Annotated in this window: 16 protein-coding genes and 5 tRNA genes; 19 read left to right on the top strand and 2 right to left on the bottom strand. The window is 38.4% G+C overall.

Features of this window, described 5'->3' with window-relative positions; genetic code table 11:
- Window positions 1-26 precede the first annotated feature (26 nt).
- Window positions 27-3,191, bottom strand: coding sequence for a UvrD-helicase domain-containing protein (locus OK344_RS00655; protein WP_265142980.1), 3,165 nt, complete (start codon window positions 3,189-3,191; stop codon window positions 27-29).
- 86 nt (window positions 3,192-3,277) lie between these two features.
- On the opposite strand from OK344_RS00655, the gene rpsU reads away from it, so the two are divergent.
- The 19 genes from rpsU to OK344_RS00750 all read left to right on the top strand — a co-directional run bounded on the left by rpsU (window position 3,278) and on the right by OK344_RS00750 (window position 20,900).
- Window positions 3,278-3,475: a 30S ribosomal protein S21 gene (rpsU, locus tag OK344_RS00660; RefSeq protein ID WP_088468076.1), complete on the top strand. Its 198-nt coding sequence runs from the start codon at window positions 3,278-3,280 to the stop codon at window positions 3,473-3,475.
- A gap of 78 nt (window positions 3,476-3,553) precedes the next feature.
- Window positions 3,554-4,444: a tyrosine-type recombinase/integrase gene (locus OK344_RS00665; RefSeq protein WP_265142981.1), complete on the top strand. Its 891-nt coding sequence runs from the start codon at window positions 3,554-3,556 to the stop codon at window positions 4,442-4,444.
- Window positions 4,441-4,731, top strand: a complete 291-nt coding sequence (locus OK344_RS00670; protein ID WP_088468074.1) for an HPF/RaiA family ribosome-associated protein — start codon at window positions 4,441-4,443, stop codon at window positions 4,729-4,731. Before OK344_RS00665 ends, OK344_RS00670 begins: the two co-directional genes overlap by 4 nt.
- A gap of 102 nt (window positions 4,732-4,833) precedes the next feature.
- Window positions 4,834-4,907: transfer RNA gene (locus OK344_RS00675), tRNA-Thr, on the top strand.
- Window positions 4,908-4,925: 18 nt separating this feature from the next.
- A tRNA-Tyr gene (locus OK344_RS00680) sits at window positions 4,926-5,008 on the top strand.
- An 81-nt stretch (window positions 5,009-5,089) separates the two neighbouring features.
- Window positions 5,090-5,162: transfer RNA gene (locus tag OK344_RS00685), tRNA-Gly, on the top strand.
- 48 nt (window positions 5,163-5,210) lie between these two features.
- A tRNA-Thr gene (locus OK344_RS00690) sits at window positions 5,211-5,282 on the top strand.
- 317 nt (window positions 5,283-5,599) lie between these two features.
- Window positions 5,600-6,787, top strand: coding sequence for an elongation factor Tu (gene tuf / locus OK344_RS00695; RefSeq protein WP_088468073.1), 1,188 nt, complete (start codon window positions 5,600-5,602; stop codon window positions 6,785-6,787).
- Window positions 6,788-6,840: 53 nt separating this feature from the next.
- Window positions 6,841-6,911: transfer RNA gene (locus OK344_RS00700), tRNA-Trp, on the top strand.
- Window positions 6,912-6,924: 13 nt separating this feature from the next.
- Window positions 6,925-7,128, top strand: a complete 204-nt coding sequence (gene secE / locus OK344_RS00705) for a preprotein translocase subunit SecE (protein ID WP_088468072.1) — start codon at window positions 6,925-6,927, stop codon at window positions 7,126-7,128.
- 14 nt (window positions 7,129-7,142) lie between these two features.
- Complete coding sequence (nusG, locus tag OK344_RS00710; RefSeq protein ID WP_265142982.1) at window positions 7,143-7,685, top strand: transcription termination/antitermination protein NusG; 543 nt, start codon at window positions 7,143-7,145, stop codon at window positions 7,683-7,685.
- Window positions 7,686-7,970: 285 nt separating this feature from the next.
- Window positions 7,971-8,414 (top strand): 50S ribosomal protein L11, encoded by a 444-nt coding sequence (gene rplK / locus OK344_RS00715; protein WP_088468069.1) that lies wholly within the window; start codon window positions 7,971-7,973, stop codon window positions 8,412-8,414.
- An 11-nt stretch (window positions 8,415-8,425) separates the two neighbouring features.
- Window positions 8,426-9,118, top strand: coding sequence for a 50S ribosomal protein L1 (gene rplA, locus OK344_RS00720; RefSeq protein WP_253311839.1), 693 nt, complete (start codon window positions 8,426-8,428; stop codon window positions 9,116-9,118).
- 13 nt (window positions 9,119-9,131) lie between these two features.
- Complete coding sequence (gene rplJ / locus OK344_RS00725) at window positions 9,132-9,728, top strand: 50S ribosomal protein L10 (RefSeq protein ID WP_265142983.1); 597 nt, start codon at window positions 9,132-9,134, stop codon at window positions 9,726-9,728.
- A gap of 53 nt (window positions 9,729-9,781) precedes the next feature.
- On the top strand, window positions 9,782-10,147 hold the full coding sequence (gene rplL, locus OK344_RS00730; protein ID WP_123248719.1) for a 50S ribosomal protein L7/L12: 366 nt from the start codon (window positions 9,782-9,784) through the stop codon (window positions 10,145-10,147).
- A gap of 215 nt (window positions 10,148-10,362) precedes the next feature.
- On the top strand, window positions 10,363-11,586 hold the full coding sequence (locus OK344_RS00735) for a phage tail-like protein (RefSeq protein WP_265142984.1): 1,224 nt from the start codon (window positions 10,363-10,365) through the stop codon (window positions 11,584-11,586).
- Between the two features lie 703 nt (window positions 11,587-12,289).
- Window positions 12,290-16,117 carry a DNA-directed RNA polymerase subunit beta gene (gene rpoB / locus OK344_RS00740; RefSeq protein ID WP_265142985.1) on the top strand — a complete coding sequence of 1,276 codons (3,828 nt, stop codon included), beginning with the start codon at window positions 12,290-12,292 and terminating at the stop codon, window positions 16,115-16,117.
- A gap of 109 nt (window positions 16,118-16,226) precedes the next feature.
- Window positions 16,227-20,492: a DNA-directed RNA polymerase subunit beta' gene (gene rpoC, locus OK344_RS00745; protein WP_265142986.1), complete on the top strand. Its 4,266-nt coding sequence runs from the start codon at window positions 16,227-16,229 to the stop codon at window positions 20,490-20,492.
- A 96-nt stretch (window positions 20,493-20,588) separates the two neighbouring features.
- Complete coding sequence (locus OK344_RS00750) at window positions 20,589-20,900, top strand: DUF3467 domain-containing protein (protein ID WP_088468064.1); 312 nt, start codon at window positions 20,589-20,591, stop codon at window positions 20,898-20,900.
- Window positions 20,901-21,085: 185 nt separating this feature from the next.
- Here the strand turns inward: OK344_RS00750 and OK344_RS00755 are convergent, their stop codons facing one another.
- The gene (locus tag OK344_RS00755) at window positions 21,086-21,850 is read right to left on the bottom strand and encodes a TIGR03915 family putative DNA repair protein (protein WP_265142987.1); all 765 of its coding nucleotides are present in this window, start codon (window positions 21,848-21,850) and stop codon (window positions 21,086-21,088) included.
- Window position 21,851 lies beyond the last annotated feature (1 nt).

Genomic DNA, 21,851 nt, shown 5'->3' on the forward strand with positions numbered 1-21,851 from the left:
GTCTCGCTTTCTGAGACAGGATTTTTTTATACATAAATCAGTTGGGTTTCCAAAACTTTTTTACCGAGTTTTTCGAGTATAGATTTGTATTCGTTTATTTGCACAAGATGTTTTTCCTGTTCAGCGCCGGTCTTAAAATCGATAATGATGTAACCGTTCCCGGTATCGATCAGCCGGTCTGGCCGGTAAATCTTCGACTCGCCGTTTTCAGAAATCATCATGTCTTTTTCGTTAATAACAACCTGATTTTCGGTGAAGTATTTCGAATAATTCTCGTTTTTAATGATGCTTAAAATCCGGTGATGAATCTCTTCTTTTTCTTCCAGGGTAATAATTCCTTCCAACACATAGGATTCGAGGGTGCGATCCACGTCTCGTTCTGAATTAATTTTGGATAAAATTTCGTGCGTAAAAATCCCCGTGCGCACTTTTTCAACCCTGTTCTGGTAATTCTTGGAGGGAGTTGCAATTTTTATAGCGTCCGGATTGCTTTTTTGTCCGCTTTTAAAAAGAATGGGTTTCGTACTGTTTTCATTAACTGTAACGTTCTGCCTTCTTTGTTGGTTTTCGTCAGCAACTTTATATAAATCAAAAGAAGAAAGAGGTTCGCCGTTTTCATTCCTGGGGATTTTTGGCTCCAGAAATTCGTAAATTTCAAGGTTGTTACTTGTCTTGTTGGGCTTTTCGATATAAAAGAACAGTTCGTCAACCGCCCGCGTTGTAGCCACATATTGCAGGCAGTAGCGGTCGATTTTATTCTGATAAATATTTTCCTGATTAAACTTTGCCATGTTTTCATCATAAGCTTCAAGTTCTCTTCCGAACGGATTGATATTTACCGACGAAAGGCCGTTTTGAGCGTCAATATCAAGCCAGTTGCTGAATTTTGCATCTTTATGTTCGTTTTTCATTGGAAGAAAAACTACGGGAAACTCCAAACCTTTTGCTTTGTGAATCGTCATGAGCTTTACTGCATCCAGATTTTCGGAAGCCTGAATTGTGGTGACATTTGCCTCTTCGTCCCAATAACGGATAAAATCTTTCAGAGTAGAAGCGGCGTTTTGCGAATAGGCGTAAAGCATTTCCAGATAATTGAAAAGAAAATCGGTCTCCTTATTCTCTACGGAAAATTCCTGCAGAAAATGTTCGACAAAATTATAAAGATTCAGCTGCAGTAAGTTTTTGCTGCTCAATTGTAAATCATATTTTTTGGCGATGAAGTCCTGCATTTCGGCTTTGTTTTTCAGCGTAAGCATTTCCATCATTTCAGCACTGAAGTCTTTAACATCAATTCTTCCTAAAACTTTCAGATAATACAGCATTTTCACCGGAAACTGATAATTTTTAGGGTTCTGTTCCCATCTGAGAAATTCTGCCAGCGCCAGCAGAGTTGATGACAAATTAAGCGTTAAGCCCGATTCTGAAATCGTTTTTATGTAATCTTCTTTTTCCTGATATGTGATTTTTGCGTTTCCTAAAAGCTGCGAAAAGCTGAAAATATCGAAATTTCCGCGGCAAAGAATGGTAATATCCGAAAGTTTGAAGCCTTTATCAATGCAACGTTGTATGTCTTCCCGCATTTTTTCGGCAACTTCTTCGTAGAAAACTTTCTTCGTAGTGTTTTCAATTAAGTTGATCCGCACTTTGCCTTCCAGTTTAGATTTTGCAGTCTGCTGGGATCCGCTTCCGAAGATCTCACAATGCTCGGCCTGGGTGTTGCCGGAAAGGAAAAGATACAGTTGGTTATTGAAATCAACAATGTTTTTGGCACTTCGCCAATTGTTTTCCAGATTTTCTAATTCCGCATGAACAAGCGATTTTTCTTTTTTGTTGATGATATCGAGCATGAGTTGCGAATCTCCGCCCCGGAAACGGTAAATGCTCTGTTTGGGGTCGCCAACCAAAGAAAAACTCATGTCCTGCGAAGAGGTCGCGTGATCGCGCAGCGGAATAAAATTTTGCCACTGCAGAAATGAGGTGTCCTGAAATTCATCAAAGAAATAATGGCTGAATTTGGTTCCTACTTTTTCATAAATGAATGATGAAGGCTCTTCCCGAAGATTTTCATGAATCAGAATGTTGAATTTTGAGAGAAGTACAACATCATTTTCTTCTTCTATTTGCGCAAGTTTATCCTGAATATCTTTGTTCACTTTCAGCGGTAAAATTGCCTGCAGTATTTTCTCTTTTTTCTTTGTGAGAATATAGTTTTGAAAGAGTTTTCGCCGCTGACTGATTAAATAATCAATAATCTCTAAAATATCGCTTTGTCTGCTTTTGCCCGAACCCGAGGCGCCGGCCTGAAATTTAATCAGTGCGCCCTCCTCATTTGCAGGAATGGGGAAATCTGGTCTTTCTTTATGATAATACTTTCGGGCTTCATTGAAAAATTTTGCGATACTGTTGCTGTTTCCGCCTGCAAAATCTGCAACTTCAAGATTTTTTTCCTTTAAAAGTTGGTTGACTTCTTCAATAATATTGATAGAATCCGTTCTGAGGTTTTTAAGGTCTTCCCGGAGGTTTTTCTTAGATTTTTCGTAGGAAAGCCAATCGAAATCTTTGTTTTGATCCAGCCGGAAATAATGTTTATCCTGCACATATTCTTTAGCGGAAGTATAGAGTGTTTTATTCAGGTTCACCCTTTCATCATTGTCCAGACTGTAGTTTACGTAATCCATAAAGGCTTCAGAAATCTCATTTTCTGCTCCGATGTCTTCGAGCATCTTCTCGACGGCTTCTATCAGGAAAGGTTCAGAATTGATTTCGAGGTTAAAGTTTTGTGCCAATCCAAGTTCATAAGAAAAACTTCTTACCAGCCGTGAATTAAATTTATCAATAGTGCCAATATTCAGTGTAGAGTAGTGATGCAGAACATAATCCAGAATTTTTTTGGAACGAAAATGAATATCTTCCAGTGTAAGATGATAACCGTCGTTTTTCAGTTTCTCCCGGATATTGATCAAGTCCTGATTGCTTTCATAGCCCGGCATCGAAAATTTTTTCAACCAGTCAATAATCCGGTGTTTCATTTCATTTGCAGCTTTATTGGTGAAGGTCAGGGCCAGAATATTACCTATTTTATCGGGCTGGGAAGGATGTTTCAGACAGATCGCCAGCAGATTCTGAACCAATGCATAGGTTTTGCCCGAACCCGCGGAAGCATTGATGACTCTGTAATTTTTTTGCTGCATAAGAAATAAATATCTTTAAAAGTAATAAAAAATTTGTCATTCCAAAATAAAATCTTACTTTTGCAGTCCAAAATGAGATGTAAATTATGTTAATTATCCCAGTAAAAGATGGTGAAGCCATCGACAGAGCGTTAAAAAAATACAAAAGAAAATTTGATAAAACCGGAGTTGTAAGAGCTTTAAGAAGCAGACAGCAGTTCCTAAAACCGTCGGTAACTTCAAGACAGGCAAAGCTGAAAGCTGCTTATAAGCAGAAAAATGCAAGCCGCGAAGAGCAGGCATAAACAATTTTTCTTTAAGAAATACCTAAATCACTTTTCAAATAGTTATATTTGGAAAGTGATTTTTTGTTTTATACCATAATGTTAGAAAGATTTCTAGAATATATTGCTGTCGAAAAACGGTATTCTCCCAACACGCTCATCTCGTACAAAAAAGATCTGGAGGATTTCTCTGCTTTTCTTTTGCAGACTGAGGCTCATGAGGATTTGGTAATGGTTGATAAAAAAATCATTCGCAATTTTATGGTGCATCTGGGTGAAAAGAAAATCGCCAAACGGTCAATTAATCGCAAACTTTCTACACTGCGCAGTTTCTATCTTTTTTTGCTGAAAGTCGGCGAGATAAAAACTTCGCCACTCGAAAATATTCAGTCACTGAAATTTTATGCTGAAAAACAGATTCCGTTTTCTGAAGAGGAAATGGCTAATCAGCAGCTCGAAGCAAATAAACCGGCGAAAAAAAGCCTGTTGAAAGAACTTATTGTGGAAACACTTTACCAAACCGGAATCAGGCGTGCAGAACTCGTAAATCTTTTGTTGGAGAATGTTGATTTCAGCAAGAGAGAAATGAAAGTAATAGGTAAAGGAAATAAGGCAAGAGTGATTCCGATTTCGGAGAAACTTTCCTCTCTGATGGCAGAATATTTGCTTATAAGAAAGCCGCTGGAGGCGGATAAGATATACTTCTTCATCAACACGAAAGGTAAAAAACTGAACGATAAATTTGTTTATTCTACAGTTAATACTTATCTTAGTCTTGTAACTTCGAAGAAGAAAAAAAGCCCTCATATTTTAAGACACAGTTTTGCAACTCACGTTTTGGAATATGGGGCTGAAATTTCTAAAGTGAAGATGATTATGGGGCACTCATCATTAGCTTCCACACAGGTTTACACCTGTGCCAATATAGAACAGTTAAAAAAAGTGTTTAACAGTGCTCATCCTAGAGCCAAAAAAAATGTAGATTTATGAAAATTTCAGTACAGTCAATGGGATTGACTCCACACGCACCGCTCGAAGAACATATTGAAAAGAAATTAAACAAACTAGAAAACTATTATGATAAAATCGTAGAATGCAAAGTTTACCTTAAAGTTGAGAACAAATCAGACAAAGAAAATAAAACTGCAGAGATCATTCTTGCGGTTCCGGGTGACGACATCGTGGTAAAGAAGACAACTGCGAGCTTTGAAGAAAGTTTGGATCAATGTGCTGAAGTTGCTAAGAAGCTGCTAATCAAGAAAAAAGAATTGGCGTAAAAAAAATATTCAAAATTTTAGCAAAATAATTTGTAGATTTCAAAAAAACTCCCTTATATTTGCACTCGCAAAAAGAGATAAGCGTTCTTTTGAAATCTATTTGCCTCCATAGCTCAGTTGGCTAGAGCAGCTGATTTGTAATCAGCAGGTCGTGGGTTCGAGTCCCTCTGGAGGCTCATTATTTTTGTAAAATTGGGGAGATTCCAGAGTGGCCAAATGGATCAGACTGTAACTCTGCTGTCTTACGACTTCGCAGGTTCGAATCCTGCTCTCCCCACATTTTATAAAAAACGTTTTGCTGGTTTAAAAATTTGTTTTAAATTTGCAAACCGTTTACCAACAATTTTGGAAACAAAATGCGGAAGTAGCTCAGTTGGTAGAGCGTCAGCCTTCCAAGCTGAATGTCGCGAGTTCGACCCTCGTCTTCCGCTCAAAGAAATCACAACCAACAACGGCTTGTGATTTTTTTTTAAAATTTTGCCGACTTAGCTCAGGGGTAGAGCGCTTCCTTGGTAAGGAAGAGGTCGTGAGTTCAAATCTCATAGTTGGCTCTGTTGAAATCTCCTTGCTAAAAAGGAGATTTTTTTTATTTTAAAGCTGTGCTTGTTAATTTGTGTTGATGTTGATTCAATGTTATATTTGAAAAAAGAGTGCACCGCGTTAATATTCTGTAAATTAATTATTCACTCTTTTATAAATAAATAATTTTTCCTAAATTTGCAGTCCAATATTTTAATTGGAAAATGGCGCCGTAAGCTGCGAAATTTGTAAGTTGAGGATTTTTGTTAAAAAAAGATTTTCAATATACAAAATTTCACTATATTTGCGCACCGAAAATTTAAATAATAATTAAATAAATAATTAAATCATGGCAAAGGAAACGTTTAATCGTAACAAACCACACTTGAACATTGGTACCATCGGTCACGTAGACCATGGTAAAACTACTCTTACTGCAGCAATCAGTAAAGTATTATCTGATAAGGGATTCGGTACTGCAAGAGATTTCTCTTCTATCGACTCTGCACCAGAAGAAAAAGAAAGAGGTATTACTATCAACACTGCACACATTGAGTACGAAACTGCTAACAGACACTACGCTCACGTAGACTGTCCAGGTCACGCCGACTATGTTAAGAACATGGTAACTGGTGCTGCACAGATGGACGGCGCTATCCTTGTAGTAGCTGCAACTGACGGACCAATGCCTCAAACAAGAGAGCACATCCTTCTTTGTCGTCAGGTAAACGTACCTAACGTATTGGTATTCATGAATAAAGTGGATATGGTTGATGATCCAGAATTGTTAGAATTAGTAGAATTAGAAGTAAGAGACCTTCTTTCTTCTTACGATTACGATGGTGATAACACTCCAGTAATTCAAGGTTCAGCTCTTGGAGCTCTTAACGGAGAACCAAAATGGGTTGCTACGGTAGAAGCACTTATGGATGCTGTTGATACTTGGATCGAACTTCCGGTAAGAGACCAGGATAAGCCATTCCTTATGCCAATCGAAGACGTATTCTCTATTACAGGTAGAGGTACTGTAGCAACTGGTAGAATCGAGGCTGGTGTTATCAACACTGGTGATCCAGTTGATATCGTAGGTATGGGTGATGAGAAACTTACTTCTACTATTACAGGAGTTGAGATGTTCCGTAAAATCCTTGACAGAGGTGAAGCTGGTGATAACGTAGGTCTATTGTTGAGAGGTATTGAAAAAACCGACATCAAGAGAGGTATGGTAATCGCTAAGAAAGATTCTGTTAAGCCACACAAAAAATTCAAAGCAGAGGTTTATATCCTTTCTAAAGAAGAAGGTGGTCGTCACACTCCATTCCACAACAAATACCGTCCTCAGTTCTATGTAAGAACTACAGACGTTACAGGTGAGATCTTCTTGCCAGAAGGTGTAGAAATGGTAATGCCAGGTGATAACATCTCTATTACTGTAGAATTGTTACAGCCAATCGCTCTTAACGTAGGTCTTAGATTTGCGATCAGAGAAGGTGGTAGAACAGTTGGTGCAGGTCAGGTAACTGAAATCTTAGATTAATATCTAATAAATATAAAAGTTCCGTAGGGAAACTTACGGGACTTTTTTAATCTACGGGCATCGTCCAATGGTAGGATACCGGTCTCCAAAACCGTTGATCAGGGTTCGAATCCTTGTGCCCGTGCAAAAAATAAATAATGAGCTTAGTTGATTTTTTAAAAGGTTCTTATACCGAATTCAAAGATAAAGTAGAATGGCCAAAATGGCCAGACTTACAGTCATCTACAATTGTGGTTACCATTGCAACCATTATCTTGGCTTTGTTTACCTTTGGGATAGATTCACTGTTCAGTAAATCTATTGCGAATGTAATATCAATTTTCATCAACCTGTTCAATTAAAATTATTTTCCAAAATGAGTGACTTGAAGTGGTATGTTCTGAAATCCATCAGCGGACAGGAAAATAAGGTGAAGGCCTATATTGAGAATGAAATGAAGCGTCTTGGTTTCGAAGATTACGTAACCCAAGTAGTCATTCCAATGGAGAAAGTAATCCAAATGAGGAACGGTAAAAAAGTTCCGAAAGAAAAACCTTATTATCCTGGTTATTTAATGGTTGAAGCGAATCTTGTAGGTGAAATTCCGCACATCATTAAGAATATTCCCGGGGTAATTTCATTTCTCAGTTTAACCAAAGGCGGCGATCCTGTACCGATGAGAAAATCTGAGGTTAACAGAATGCTTGGCAGAATGGATGAACTCTCCGAATTTGCTGTGGAAGCCAGTATTCCGTTCGTGGTTGGTGAAAATGTAAAAGTAATCGACGGACCTTTTAACGGATTCAACGGAACTGTAGAGAAGATCTTCGAAGACAAAAAGAAAATCGAAGTTTCAGTAATGATTTTCGGAAGAAAAACACCAATGGAACTGAACTACATGCAGGTAGAAAAAGTGTAAAAATATTATTATAATAAATTTAAACCGCTCAATCACGAGCGGTTTTTTTAATTATGATATTATCATGCTTAAAGCTGCTGTGTGAAGGGATAATTACGCAATTAAGAAGAGTAACACGCTACTTTTTTTAAATTCTTTCTAAAAATCAACATCTTACACTTGTAGAATCAAAATAAATTCTTAATTTTGCAGTCCGAAATGTAAAGTTGTATGGTGAGACTACAGCTTTGCAGATTTATAAATGCTTCCACATTCATAAATTTCTTAATTTTTTAAAAAACAAAAATGGCTAAAAAAGTCTTTAAAATGGTTAAACTTCAGGTGAAGGGTGGCGCTGCTAACCCGTCTCCACCAGTAGGTCCAGCTTTGGGTTCTGCAGGTGTGAACATCATGGAGTTTTGTAAACAATTTAACGGAAGAACGCAAGATAAGCCGGGACAAGTTTTACCTGTAGTAATTACAGTTTACGAAGACAAATCTTTTGAATTCGTAATTAAAACTCCACCCGTTGCAATCCAGTTGATGGAAGCTTCTAAAGTGAAGAAAGGTTCAGGCGAGCCCAACAGAGCTAAAGTAGGAAGTGTATCTTGGGCTCAGGTTCAAAAAATAGCGGAAGATAAAATGGCAGACCTTAACTGTTTTACAGTTGATTCTGCACTATCTATGGTCGCGGGAACTGCAAGATCTATGGGATTGAGAGTAACAGGAACTAAACCAACTAACGCTTAATACGAATAGAAATGGCAAAATTAACTAAAAAGCAAAAAGAAGCTTTAAGCAAAATAGAAAAAAACAAAATTTACAGCCTTGACGAAGCTTCTGCTTTGGTCAAAGAAGTAAACTTTGCAAAATTTGACGCTTCTGTAGATATCGCAGTTAGATTGGGTGTAGATCCAAGAAAAGCTAACCAAATGGTAAGAGGAGTTGTATCTCTTCCTCACGGTACCGGTAAAGATGTAAAAGTTTTGGCGCTTGTAACTCCAGACAAGGAGGCAGAAGCTAAAGAAGCTGGTGCAGATTACGTAGGTCTTGATGAGTACTTACAGAAAATTAAAGATGGTTGGACAGATGTTGATGTTATCGTTACCATGCCTGCAGTAATGGGTAAATTAGGTCCATTAGGTAGAGTATTAGGTCCAAGAGGATTAATGCCAAACCCAAAATCTGGTACTGTAACCATGGAAATTGGTAAAGCAGTAGCAGAGGTGAAAGCCGGTAAAATCGATTTCAAAGTTGATAAATACGGTATCATCCACGCTGGTATTGGTAAAGTATCTTTCGATGCTGCTAAAATTAAAGAGAACGCTCAGGAATTAGTGCAGACTTTAATTAAGCTTAAGCCAACTGCCGCTAAAGGTACGTATGTAAAAAGCATCTATATGTCTTCTACAATGAGCCCGGGTATTGCAATTGATACTAAATCTGTAAACTAAAATCTGTAAGACAATGACAAAAGAAGATAAAGTATTAGTAATACAAGAATTAAAAGATCTGTTACAGGACGCGAAAGTAGTTTATGTAGCAAGTCTTGAAGGAATGAATGCTGCTGCAACTTCAGATTTCAGAAGACAGGCATTTAAACAAAATATCAGCCTTAAAGTTGTAAAAAATACCCTTTTGCAAAAAGCAATGGAGCAGATTGAAGGAGTAGATTACTCTGAAATGTTCCAGACTTTCAAAGGAAATTCTGCACTGATGATTTCTGAAACAGCAAACGCTCCGGCTAAGCTGATCCAGAACTTCAGAAAAAAAGCTGAAATCCCTGCATTAAAGTCTGCTTACCTGCAGGAAAATTTCTATGTAGGTGACGAGAATTTAGCAACGCTTGTAAACATCAAGTCAAGAGAAGAAATGATCGGAGAGATCATCGGATTGCTTCAATCACCAATCAGAAACGTACTTTCTGCTCTTCAAAACAAGCCGGAGACTGTAGAGGCAAAAGCCGAAGAAACTGCTGCTCCAACTGCTGAAGAAACCAAAGTAGAAGAAACTGCGGCTCCAGAAGCTAGCGCTGACGCTACTGATGCACCTAGTGCAGAGTAATTAGACTCAAAAAAAATCAAAATAAATCGTTCAACAAATTAAAACATTACAAAATGTCAGATTTAAAAAATTTAGCGGAAACGCTAGTAAACCTAACCGTAAAAGACGTAAATGAATTAGCTGCTATCCTTAAGGATGAGTACGGAATCGAGCCAGCTGCTGCTGCTGTAGTTGTTGCTGCAGGTGGTGGTGAAGCTGCTGAAGAAAAAACAGAATTCGATGTAATCCTTAAATCAGCAGGTGCTTCTAAATTAGCAGTTGTTAAATTGGTAAAAGATTTAACTGGTGCTGGTCTTAAAGAAGCTAAAGATATGGTAGATGGTGCTCCTGCTCCAATCAAAACTGGTATCTCTAAAGACGAAGCTGAAGCTTTGAAAAAACAATTAGAAGAAGCTGGTGCAGAAGTAGAATTGAAGTAATTCTTTTACTAGATGAAGATTAGGAGGTTGTTACAATGCAATCTCCTTTTTTTTTTGCTTGAACTTTTATCTATTAAACCTCTGTAACGTTTTAAATGGAACGCAGCGCAGATCAGTTGATAAAAGAATTTTTGAAAGTTATAAACTTTAAGGCGCGGTTACATATATTTTACATTGTTTCTTTTATAAAAAATATTAATTTTGAAGAAAAATTTATGATGAAAAAAACATTCACAATTTCAATTATTTCGCTGGCTATCCACTTCCTGCAAGGGCAAAGTGGTAATGTTGGAATCAACACTACGACTCCAGCTGCAACTTTAGATGTTAATGGATTTGCTGCTGATACTGCGAAGCTTGATGGTATCATAGCTCCAAGAATTACGGGCAATCAACTGCGCGCTAAAAACTATACAAGAGCTCAAACCGGAAGCATTGTGTATGCCACATTACCGGATACTTCTCCAGCTGGACAAACTATTAATGTTACTTCAGCAGGATATTATTATTTCGACGGGACTATTTGGCAAAAATTATCTTCTACCGCTAATTATGTGGAGCCTTGGTATAACCAGAATACCGGACAGCCGGCTACGGCAAATAATCAGAATATTTATCAAAGGGGCAGAGTGAGCGTCAACGGCAACGCTACCAATGGAATTTTATCAGTCTACGACGCTGTGGGATCCGCAAACGGGATGATGATTTACGGCTCTTACCGCAATATTGTTAATGGTGTTAACCCCTGGTTCGGATTTGCAGAAAATTTAGGAGGTGGTTCTTTCAGTTCCATTTCTAATGGTGGTGATATGGGTCTAATTTTTAGCGTTGATAATAGTCCCAACATGTTCACGAGTAATTCCTTTAATATCATTCCGCATTCCGGAGCCGGCGGAGCTACATATTATGGGTTTAAAATAACAGATCAGGGCCTTTTCGGATTTAATGTTAAAAATCCTTCAGAAACATTAGATATTGGCGGAGCACTCAGAATTAGAAATTTACCAGTTTCCGGTGCCACTAACAGTATCTATACCACTCCTGGCGGAGCATCTTCCTTGCCCGCTACTACGGCGGTAGTTCCTCAACCAACACAAACATTTACAGCTACTAAAACGGTAGTAGTAGATGATAATGGAGTACTTGGCAGTTTTAGAGGTTTGCCAGGTTCTTATAACAATATAGCGTCTAAAAATGGAATGCTTTTATCTACAGACTACACTATTTTAGCAACTGGCAACATCAGTCTGCCTCCCGCTGCTAATACACCTGGAAAAATCTACCATATTGTTTATGACGGAACTCCAATGTCCATCTATTCTCCAATTTTTTTGAACGGTGCCAGCATTACAAATTATCCTTTAAACGGTGCAGCTGGAAACAGTGGAATAACCGTGCAGAGTAATGGAACAAACTGGTATATTATCTCTAAATATTAAATAAAGACGAACAAAGCATTGATAAAAAATTCTTATCACAATAAAATGAATTGCTATGTTTCAGTAAAAACGAAAGCGAAGTTAAATGATTGTTTAGCAAAAATTAGTTAATTTTTTAAAAATTGATTGTCAGCACTGATGTTAGCGCTATTATGAAGCATACAAATTTAGACCGCAATCTGTAGTAATTACTTAATGTTATAATAGTTACAAATACTTATTTCCATATAATTAAAAGGTCCATCATAACTTAATTAGATGGATTTATATTTAAAAAAAATTAAGTTTTTTTGCGCAAATAATCTTAACAGTAAGCCTAAACTTTATAACAGACCATCTCTTCGGAGATGGTTTTTTACTTGTGAAATCGAATTGGTTTTCGTAAATTTGCACTCCTTTTGGCGCTAACCATTGTACATAAATCACTAAAATATTGAAATTCAACTCTTTCGGTAGATCCGGAGGGGATTTCGTGTTTTAGGTATTTATATCATTTTACCGCCCAAAGCAAAATTCAAGAAAAATATTTTGCACTACTCCGTGAAAAGATATACCGGCGTTGCAGTTAGAATAAGCCCATTTTTGATAAGAGCCAAGTCTATTTGTTAGCGCCTATCTTCTTGTTTCTCTTACTCTTAATAGGTTTTTTTCTGATATTTTTTAAAACAAAATATTTTTAAACCCCTCATTCTTTAAAATTTTTATGAGTAAATCTAAAGCAGTCGCTAAAACTCAGGGAAACGAAAGAATCAATTTCTCCGCAGCAAAAGGAAAAATTGAAACTCCTGACTTTTTGGACATTCAGATCCAATCTTTCAAAGAATTTTTCCAGTTGGACACCCTTCCGGAGCAGAGAGTAAACGAAACTCTTTACAAAACCTTTGAAGAAAATTTCCCAATTACCGATTCCAGAAACCAGTTTGTACTGGAGTTTTTGGATTATTTGGTTGATTCACCGCGCTACTCGATCGACGAGTGTGTGGAAAGAGGACTGACCTATTCAGTTCCTTTGAAAGCCCGACTTAAATTGTATTGTACTGACCCTGAACACGAAGATTTTCAGACCGTTGTACAAGATGTGTATTTAGGTCCGGTTCCTTACATGACTCCTTCGGGATCCTTCATCATCAATGGTGCAGAACGTGTTATCGTAACGCAGCTTCACCGTTCTCCGGGGGTATTCTTTGGTCAAACTTACCATGCCAACGGAACCAAGTTGTATTATTCCAGAATTATCCCGTTCAAAGGATCTTGGATGGAATTTACAACTGACATCAATAACGTAATGTATGCTTACATCGACCGTAAGAAAAAATTACCGTTGACGACTTTATTGAGAGCAATCGGGTACGAATCCGATAAAGATATCCTTCAAATTTTCGATCTTGCGGAAGAAGTGAAAGTTTCTAAAGCAGCGTTGAAAAAAGTAGAAGGAAGAACTTTGGCTGCGAGAGTTTTGAACACTTGGTTCGAAGATTTCGTGGATGAAGATACTGGTGAAGTTGTTTCTATCGAGAGAAACGAGATCATCCTTGATCGTGAAACTATTCTTGAAAAAGAACATTTAGACCTTATTTTGGATGCTGGTGTGAAATCAATCTTGATTCACAAAGAAAATTCAAACGAATTCTCTATCATCCAGAATACTTTACAAAAAGACCCTACCAACTCCGAAAAAGAAGCGGTAGAGTATATCTATCGTCAGTTGCGTAACGCAGATCCACCAGATGAGGAAACTGCAAGAGGAATTATCGAGAAATTATTCTTCTCCGAGCAGCGTTATTCATTAGGAGAAGTTGGTCGTTATAGATTGAACAAAAAATTAGGTTTAAATATTCCTGAAAAAACGGAAGTTTTAACCAAAGAAGACATCATTTCCATCGTTCGTCACTTGATCGAATTGGTAAACTCCAAAGCGGAAGTTGATGATATCGACCATTTGTCAAACAGAAGAATTAAAACTGTTGGTGAGCAATTGGCAGGACAATTCGGTGTTGGTCTTTCAAGAATTGCAAGAACAATCCGTGAGAGAATGAACGTTAGAGATAACGAAATTTTCACACCGATCGACTTGGTAAACGCAAAAACTTTAACATCGGTAATCAACTCGTTTTTCGGAACCAACCAACTTTCACAATTCATGGATCAAACCAATCCATTGTCGGAAATCACTCACAAGAGAAGACTTTCCGCTTTAGGACCGGGTGGTTTATCGAGAGAAAGAGCAGGTTTCGAGGTTCGTGACGTTCACCATACCCACTACGGAAGAATTTGTCCGATCGAAACTCCGGAAGGACCAAACATTGGTTTGATTTCTTCTTTAGGAATTTATGCGAAAATCAACAATTTAGGATTCATCGAAACTCCTTATCGAAAAGTAAGCAACGGAAAAGTAGATTTGAAAACTCCTGCGGTTTTCTTAAATGCTGAAGATGAGGAAGATAAAGTAATCGCGCAAGCAAACGTGGAAATGAACGAAGATGGTACTATTTCTACCGACAGAGTTATTGCACGTCTTGATGGTGATTATCCGGTTGTTGAGCCACAACAAGTTGATTTGATCGATGTGGCACCGAACCAGATTTCTGGTATTTCCGCTTCATTAATTCCGTTCTTGGAGCATGATGATGCGAACCGTGCATTGATGGGATCCAACATGATGCGTCAAGCAGTTCCATTGTTGAAGCCACAAGCTCCAATCGTAGGTACTGGCTTGGAACAACAAGTTGCTAAAGACTCCAGAATTTTGATTAATGCTGAAGGAAACGGTACGGTAGAGTACGTAGATGCTGATAAGATCACCATTAAATACGAAAGAAGCGAAGACGATGATTTAGTATCATTCGAATCTGCGACGAAAACTTATAAACTTACCAAATTCAGAAAAACCAACCAAAGTACAACCATCACTTTGAGACCAAACGTAAGAGTAGGTGATAAAGTGCAGAAAGGGCAAGTACTTTGCGACGGTTACGCAACTGAAAACGGAGAGTTGGCATTAGGTAGAAACCTTGTGGTAGCCTTCATGCCTTGGAAAGGATACAACTTTGAGGATGCGATCGTAATCAACGAGAAAGTAGTTCGTGAGGACTGGTTTACTTCTATCCACGTGGATGAATATTCATTGGAAGTTCGTGATACCAAATTAGGTATGGAAGAATTGACCGCTGATATTCCAAACGTTTCTGAAGAAGCTACTAAAGATCTTGATGAAAACGGTATGATCCGTATCGGAGCTGACGTGAAACCTGGAGATATTATGATTGGTAAAATCACTCCAAAAGGTGAATCTGATCCAACTCCGGAAGAAAAACTATTGAGAGCGATCTTCGGTGACAAAGCCGGTGATGTGAAAGATGCTTCTTTGAAAGCAGATTCATCATTAAGAGGAGTTGTAATTGACAAGAAATTGTTCTCAAGAAACATCAAAGACAAAAAGAAAAGATCCGAAGAGAAACTGAAACTTGAGGAAATCGAAAATACGTACAAAGCGAAATTCGATGAATTAAGAAATACCCTTCTCGAAAAATTAGGAACTTTGGTGAACGGTAAAACTTCGCAAGGTGTGAAAAACGATCTTGATGAAGAAATCATCGGAAAAGGAGTGAAATTTACGACCAAATTACTTCAAAGTGTTGAAGATTATGTAAACGTAAGTGGAGCAGACTGGACCGTAGATTCTGATAAAAATGAATTAATTAAGCAGTTGATTCACAATTACAAAATCAAGTTCAACGATATTCAGGGTGTTAAAAACCGTGAGAAATTTGCAATCTCAATTGGTGATGAACTTCCAGCAGGTATCATTAAACTAGCTAAAGTTTACATCGCAAAAAAACGTAAACTGAACGTAGGTGATAAAATGGCGGGACGTCACGGTAATAAAGGTATCGTATCAAGAATCGTTCGCGAGGAAGATATGCCGTTCCTGGAAGACGGAACTCCTGTTGATATCGTATTGAATCCACTTGGGGTACCTTCACGTATGAACATCGGGCAGATCTACGAAACTGTTCTTGGATGGGCTGGTCAGAAATTAGGATTGAAATTCGCTACACCGATCTTCGATGGGGCTAATATCGATCAAATTACCGAGTACACCAACCAAGCAGGCCTTCCGGAATTCGGTTCTACTTATCTTTATGATGGTGGAACTGGCGAGAGATTCTCTCAACCGGCAACTGTTGGGGTAATTTACATGCTGAAACTCGGTCACATGGTTGATGACAAAATGCACGCACGTTCTATCGGACCTTATTCATTGATTACGCAGCAACCTTTGGGTGGTAAAGCGCAGTTTGGTGGACAAAGATTCGGTGAGATGGAGGTTTGGGCACTCGAAGCATTCGGTGCATCCAATATCCTTAGAGAAATCCTTACCGTGAAATCGGATGACGTGATTGGTAGAGCGAAAACTTATGAAGCCATCGCGAAAGGTGAGGCAATGCCTGAACCAGGTATTCCGGAATCTTTCAACGTATTACTTCACGAGTTGCAAGGTCTTGGCCTTGATATAAGATTGGAGGAGTAAGTTAAAATTTAATTATTAAAAAATTAAGTCATTAATTAACTCCAAGACGATAAGAACGAAAGTTATTTTTAAAGCTTTCAATCTTTTAATCTTTTAATCAAAATAAAAAATGTCAAATAAAAATAAAACAAGTAATTTTAGTAAAATTACGATCGGTCTTGCTTCTCCCGAATCTATCCTTCAGGATTCAAGAGGTGAAGTTTTAAAACCGGAAACCATTAACTATAGAACCCACAAACCGGAAAGAGACGGTCTGTTCTGCGAGAAAATATTCGGTCCTGTGAAGGATTACGAATGTGCTTGTGGTAAATACAAAAGAATCCGTTATAAAGGAATCGTTTGTGACCGTTGTGGGGTGGAAGTTACCGAGAAAAAAGTTCGTAGAGAAAGAATTGGTCACATAGGATTGGTAGTTCCTGTGGCTCACATTTGGTATTTCCGTTCTTTGCCAAACAAAATCGGTTACCTTCTTGGTTTACCTTCCAAAAAACTGGATATGATTATCTATTACGAAAGATATGTCGTAATCCAGCCGGGTATTGCTAAAAAAGCAGACGGTTCCGATTTCGAAGACAAAGAATTTTTAACAGAAGAAGAATATCTAGATATTTTAGATACACTTCCTGCTGAAAATCAATATCTTGATGATTCTGATCCGAATAAATTTGTTGCCAAAATGGGAGCTGAAGCGGTTGAAGAATTATTGAAAAGAATCGACCTAGATACTCTATCTTTCGATTTGCGTCACAAAGCGCACAACGAATCTTCAAAACAAAGAAGAACTGAAGCCCTAAAAAGATTAAATGTTGTTGAAGCCATCCGTGGTGCAAACACCAGAATGATCAACCGTCCGGAATGGATGATTATGCGCGTTCTTCCTGTTATTCCACCAGAACTAAGACCATTGGTTCCATTGGATGGAGGGCGCTTCGCAACTTCAGATTTGAATGATCTTTACCGAAGAGTAATCATCAGAAACAACCGTTTGAAGAGACTTTTAGAGATCAAAGCTCCGGAAGTAATCCTTAGAAACGAGAAGCGTATGCTTCAGGAATCTGTAGATTCATTATTCGATAATACAAGAAAATCTTCTGCTGTTAAATCTGAATCTAACAGACCGTTGAAATCACTTTCAGATTCATTGAAAGGTAAGCAGGGTCGTTTCCGTCAGAACTTACTAGGTAAGCGTGTGGATTATTCAGCGCGTTCGGTAATCGTTGTAGGTCCAAACTTACAGCTTCACGAATGTGGTATCCCGAAAGATATGGCTGCAGAACTTTACAAACCGTTCATCATCAGAAAACTGATCGAGAGAGGTATTGTAAAAACCGTAAAATCAGCTAAAAGAATCATCGACAGAAAAGAACCTGTTGTTTATGATATCCTTGAAAATGTGATGAAAGGTCACCCAGTTTTATTAAACAGGGCACCTACCTTGCACAGATTGGGTATTCAGGCGTTCCAGCCGAAAATGATCGAAGGTAAAGCGATTCAGCTTCACCCATTGGTTACCACGGCATTCAACGCGGATTTCGATGGTGACCAGATGGCGGTTCACTTACCTTTAGGACCGGAAGCAATTTTGGAAGCTCAATTATTGATGTTAGGTTCTCAGAACATCTTGAACCCGGCAAATGGTTCTCCAATTACGGTACCATCTCAGGACATGGTTTTGGGTCTCTATTTCATGACCAAACAATTGGATTCTACAGATACGATGAAGGTGAAAGGCGAAGGTTTAGCTTTCTATTCACCGGAAGAAGTAGAAATCGCTTACGCAGAAGGACAAGTTTCTTTAAATGCTAAAGTAAGATGTAGATTGCCAATCAAAGAAGATGGCGTAATCACCACAAAACTTACCGAAACTACGGTGGGTAGAATTCTGTTCAACCAGATTGTACCAAAAGAATCAGGATATATCAATGAACTTTTAACTAAGAAATCATTGCGAAATGTTATTGGTAGAGTATTGGCGGATACCGATTTCCCGACGACTGTGAAGTTCCTTGATGATATGAAGAACTTAGGTTATTCAAACGCATTCAAAGGAGGTTTATCATTTAGTTTAGGTGATATCGTAATCCCGGCGGAGAAGAAAACCATGATCGCTCAGGCGGTAGAAAGCGTTGACGAGATCAAGGCGAACTATAACATGGGTCTTATCACCGATACAGAACGTTATAACCAGGTAATCGACGTTTGGACAAATACCAACGCAGGATTAACCGAAATGATTATGAGCAGAATGAAAACCGACCAAGGTGGGTTCAATTCAGTGTATATGATGCTTGATTCCGGTGCAAGGGGTTCCAAAGAACAGATCCGTCAGCTTTCAGGGATGAGAGGTTTGATGGCAAAACCACAAAAAGCAGGCTCTACCGGAGCGGAAATTATCGAAAACCCGATTGTAGCAAACTTTAAAGAAGGTCTTTCGATCCTTGAGTACTTTATCTCCACTCACGGTGCTCGTAAAGGTCTTGCGGATACCGCTCTTAAAACTGCCGATGCTGGTTACTTAACCAGAAGACTGGTAGACGTTGCTCAGGACGTGATCATTACCGAAAACGACTGTGGAACTTTAAGAGGAACAGAAATTACTCCGCTGAAGAAAAACGACGAAATCGTAGAAAGACTTTCCGAAAGAATTTTAGGTAGAGTTTCTCTTCACAACGTTTACGATCCGGATACTGATGAAGTGATCGCCAATGCAGACGAACTGATCAACGAGGCATTAGCCAGGAAAATCGAAGCTGCAGGAATCGAAGCTGTAGAAGTACGTTCTCCGCTTACCTGTGAAACCAAAAAAGGAATCTGTGCGAAATGTTATGGTAGAAACCTGGCAACAGGTAAACCAATTCACATGGGTGAAGCAGTTGGAGTTATCGCAGCACAGTCTATTGGTGAACCTGGAACCCAGCTTACGCTGAGAACCTTCCACCAAGGGGGTACTGCAGGGAATATTTCAGAAAATCCATCGATTGTTGCACGTCGCGACGGTATCGTGGAAATGGATGAAGTAAGAACAGTAACTTCAGAAAACGACGAAGGTAAAAAAGCAGAAATCCTGGTATCACGTTCTACGGAATTCCGTTTGGTTGCAGACAATGCAGCACGTACACCATTGATGATTGCCAACGTTCCTTATGGTTCCGAATTATTGGTGAAACCTGGTGATAAAGTGAAAAAAGGTGATGTTATTGCGAAATGGGATCCATATAACGCGGTAATTATTGCTGAATCTGCCGGTAAGGTAGAGTACGAGGATATCATCCAGGGTATTTCATTCCAGTTGGAAATCGATGAGCAGACTGGTTTCGAAGAGAAAGTAATCTCTGAATCAAGAAACAAAAAAGCCGTACCTACTTTGAAAGTAGTAGATTCCAAAGGAGTTGAGCAGAAATCTTATAACCTTCCTGTGGGTGCCCACTTGATGGTGAACGATGGTGAAAAGATTAAGGCTGGTAAAGTCCTGATCAAGATCCCGCGTAAATCTGCAAAATCCGGGGATATCACGGGTGGTCTTCCAAGAGTTACCGAACTTTTCGAAGCGCGTAACCCTTCAAACCCAGCAGTAGTAACAGAAATCGACGGTGTAGTTTCTTACGGAAAAATCAAGCGTGGTAACCGCGAATTGATCGTAGAAGCGAAAACCGGAGAAATCTCTAAATATTTAGTAAAACTTTCGAACCAGATTCTTGTTCAAGAAAATGACTTCGTTGTAGCAGGTGCGCCGCTTTCCGACGGATCTATTACTCCGGATGATATCCTTAAAATCAAAGGCCCAACAGCCGTTCAGGAATATCTGGTAAACGAAATTCAGGAAGTTTACCGTCTTCAGGGGGTAAAAATTGATGATAAGCACTTCGAAATCATCGTAAGACAGATGATGACGAAAGTATCGATCGTTGATGGTGGCGACACACAGTTCCTGGAAGGTGCGCTGGAACATAAATTCGATTTCCTCGAAGAAAACAACAGAGTATTCGGACTGAAAGTAGTTACTGAAGCTGGCGATTCCAAGGTATTCAAACCAGGTCAGATGATTACTGCAAGAGAATTGAGAGACGAGAATTCTAAATTGAAGCGTGAAGATTTAGCTTTGGTAGAAGTTCGCGAAGCACTTCCTGCAACCGCAACACCGGTATTACAGGGGATTACAAGAGCAGCACTTCAAACCAAGTCCTTCATGTCGGCAGCTTCGTTCCAGGAAACTACAAAAGTTCTTAACGAAGCAGCAGTTTCCGGAAAAGTTGATTATCTTACCGGTCTGAAAGAAAACGTAATTGTAGGTCACAGAATTCCTGCGGGTACAGGACTTAAAGACTACCAAAATGTAATCGTAGGCTCTAAGAAAGAATTCGAAGACATCAATTAAGTAATTATAGATTTTAGATTATGAATTTTAAATTGAATTCATAGTCTAAAATCCTTTTAAAATCTAAAATTTATAATTTAAAATATTCAAAAAAACATGGACAACAACCAAAACCAAAACAACGATCCAAACAACATCAACATCAACCTTAACGAAATGATTGCTGCTGGTGTTTACTGTAACCTTGCGTTAGTAAACCACTCACCTTCAGAATTCGTAGTAGATTTTATTCAATTGATGCCGGGTGTGCAACAAGCTAACGTTCGTTCAAGAGTAATCTTGGCACCTTTGCACGCAAAAAGAGTATTGAATGCATTACAACAAAATGTTGCGAACTATGAGCAGCAATTTGGCGAAATTAAAGAGGTTGAGCCTTTCGTAGTAGGTCAAAATAACGTTCAGGCATAAGCCAAAGGCGTTTTGTAAAATACAGATCCCAACTTCACGGTTGGGATTTTTTTTTGCCCATTGAAATGGTGATGGATAATAATTAAATTTTCGTAAAAGGGCGCTGTTGGAAATGGTCAATAATTTGAAATAGAAACCTTCTCAAATTTAGCACGCGCTACCATCGCGATAAAAAAATCTCACCGTCAGAACTTTTCAGTTAAATACTTCCAGTAGCGTTTAGGCAACCATTGAACGTGGAGTTTTATGTTTTTTCTTTCTACAATATTGGTTTTGAAAAAATAGCGTTGCCATAATTTTTGGTATTTCTTTTCTTCGTCATGGTGGAGGTTTTGCGAATTTCTCATCATTAAAATTTGATCTTCTTCAGGATAGAAAAAATCTGCGTTTACCAAGTCATAGAAGATTCCGTAATTTCTTTTCAAATCGAAAATCATCCATTTTTGATCTTGATATCGGTTTTTAAAATGATTCAATACCAAAGGCAATACATTAAAATCTGGCTCTACTTTTGAAAAATAAACATCATCCTTTAATTTTTCAAAACGGACAAAGGCTGTCATTCGGTGTTTTTCCCTGCCCACACTTTTGCAAATTTTAGAAACTTCTAAAATATCCGCATTCCCAAAATCCTGCAGAACATTTTCATTAGGATGTTTCAGCGAGTGTTTCACAGCACTTAAAATAAGTCTTTCACGGTCTTTTCTTTCGGAAAGGTAAACCCATAGTAAATTTTTGATGCCCTCCTTGCCTAAATTTTTCTCCAATCTTTGCAGAACGCGATCCGCTTTATCGTTTTGGGCAATCACTTCGTGTACTTCAGCGAAGAAATTTTCCTCTTGATAGTTTGATGAACTGATGATTTCTGCGTCCTTAAATTTATATTCGAAAATTTCGAAAATAGCGGTCAGAAGACCTTCAAAACTTCCGTCATATAGCAGGATGTTCATA

Origin of the sequence: Kaistella yananensis (assembly GCF_026107505.2) — a bacterium.
GTDB classification, from domain to species: Bacteria; Bacteroidota; Bacteroidia; order Flavobacteriales; family Weeksellaceae; genus Kaistella; species Kaistella yananensis.

Bases quoted from the DNA above. Each gene is read 5' to 3' on its own strand.
- OK344_RS00655 (WP_265142980.1), bottom strand. From the start codon at position 3,191: ATGCAGCAAAAAAATTACAGAGTCATCAATGCTTCCGCGGGTTCGGGC.
- rpsU (WP_088468076.1), top strand. From the start codon at position 3,278: ATGTTAATTATCCCAGTAAAAGATGGTGAAGCCATCGACAGAGCGTTA.
- OK344_RS00665 (WP_265142981.1), top strand. From the start codon at position 3,554: ATGTTAGAAAGATTTCTAGAATATATTGCTGTCGAAAAACGGTATTCT.
- OK344_RS00670 (WP_088468074.1), top strand. From the start codon at position 4,441: ATGAAAATTTCAGTACAGTCAATGGGATTGACTCCACACGCACCGCTC.
- tuf (WP_088468073.1), top strand. From the start codon at position 5,600: ATGGCAAAGGAAACGTTTAATCGTAACAAACCACACTTGAACATTGGT.
- secE (WP_088468072.1), top strand. From the start codon at position 6,925: ATGAGCTTAGTTGATTTTTTAAAAGGTTCTTATACCGAATTCAAAGAT.
- nusG (WP_265142982.1), top strand. From the start codon at position 7,143: ATGAGTGACTTGAAGTGGTATGTTCTGAAATCCATCAGCGGACAGGAA.
- rplK (WP_088468069.1), top strand. From the start codon at position 7,971: ATGGCTAAAAAAGTCTTTAAAATGGTTAAACTTCAGGTGAAGGGTGGC.
- rplA (WP_253311839.1), top strand. From the start codon at position 8,426: ATGGCAAAATTAACTAAAAAGCAAAAAGAAGCTTTAAGCAAAATAGAA.
- rplJ (WP_265142983.1), top strand. From the start codon at position 9,132: ATGACAAAAGAAGATAAAGTATTAGTAATACAAGAATTAAAAGATCTG.
- rplL (WP_123248719.1), top strand. From the start codon at position 9,782: ATGTCAGATTTAAAAAATTTAGCGGAAACGCTAGTAAACCTAACCGTA.
- OK344_RS00735 (WP_265142984.1), top strand. From the start codon at position 10,363: ATGATGAAAAAAACATTCACAATTTCAATTATTTCGCTGGCTATCCAC.
- rpoB (WP_265142985.1), top strand. From the start codon at position 12,290: ATGAGTAAATCTAAAGCAGTCGCTAAAACTCAGGGAAACGAAAGAATC.
- rpoC (WP_265142986.1), top strand. From the start codon at position 16,227: ATGTCAAATAAAAATAAAACAAGTAATTTTAGTAAAATTACGATCGGT.
- OK344_RS00750 (WP_088468064.1), top strand. From the start codon at position 20,589: ATGGACAACAACCAAAACCAAAACAACGATCCAAACAACATCAACATC.
- OK344_RS00755 (WP_265142987.1), bottom strand. From the start codon at position 21,850: ATGAACATCCTGCTATATGACGGAAGTTTTGAAGGTCTTCTGACCGCT.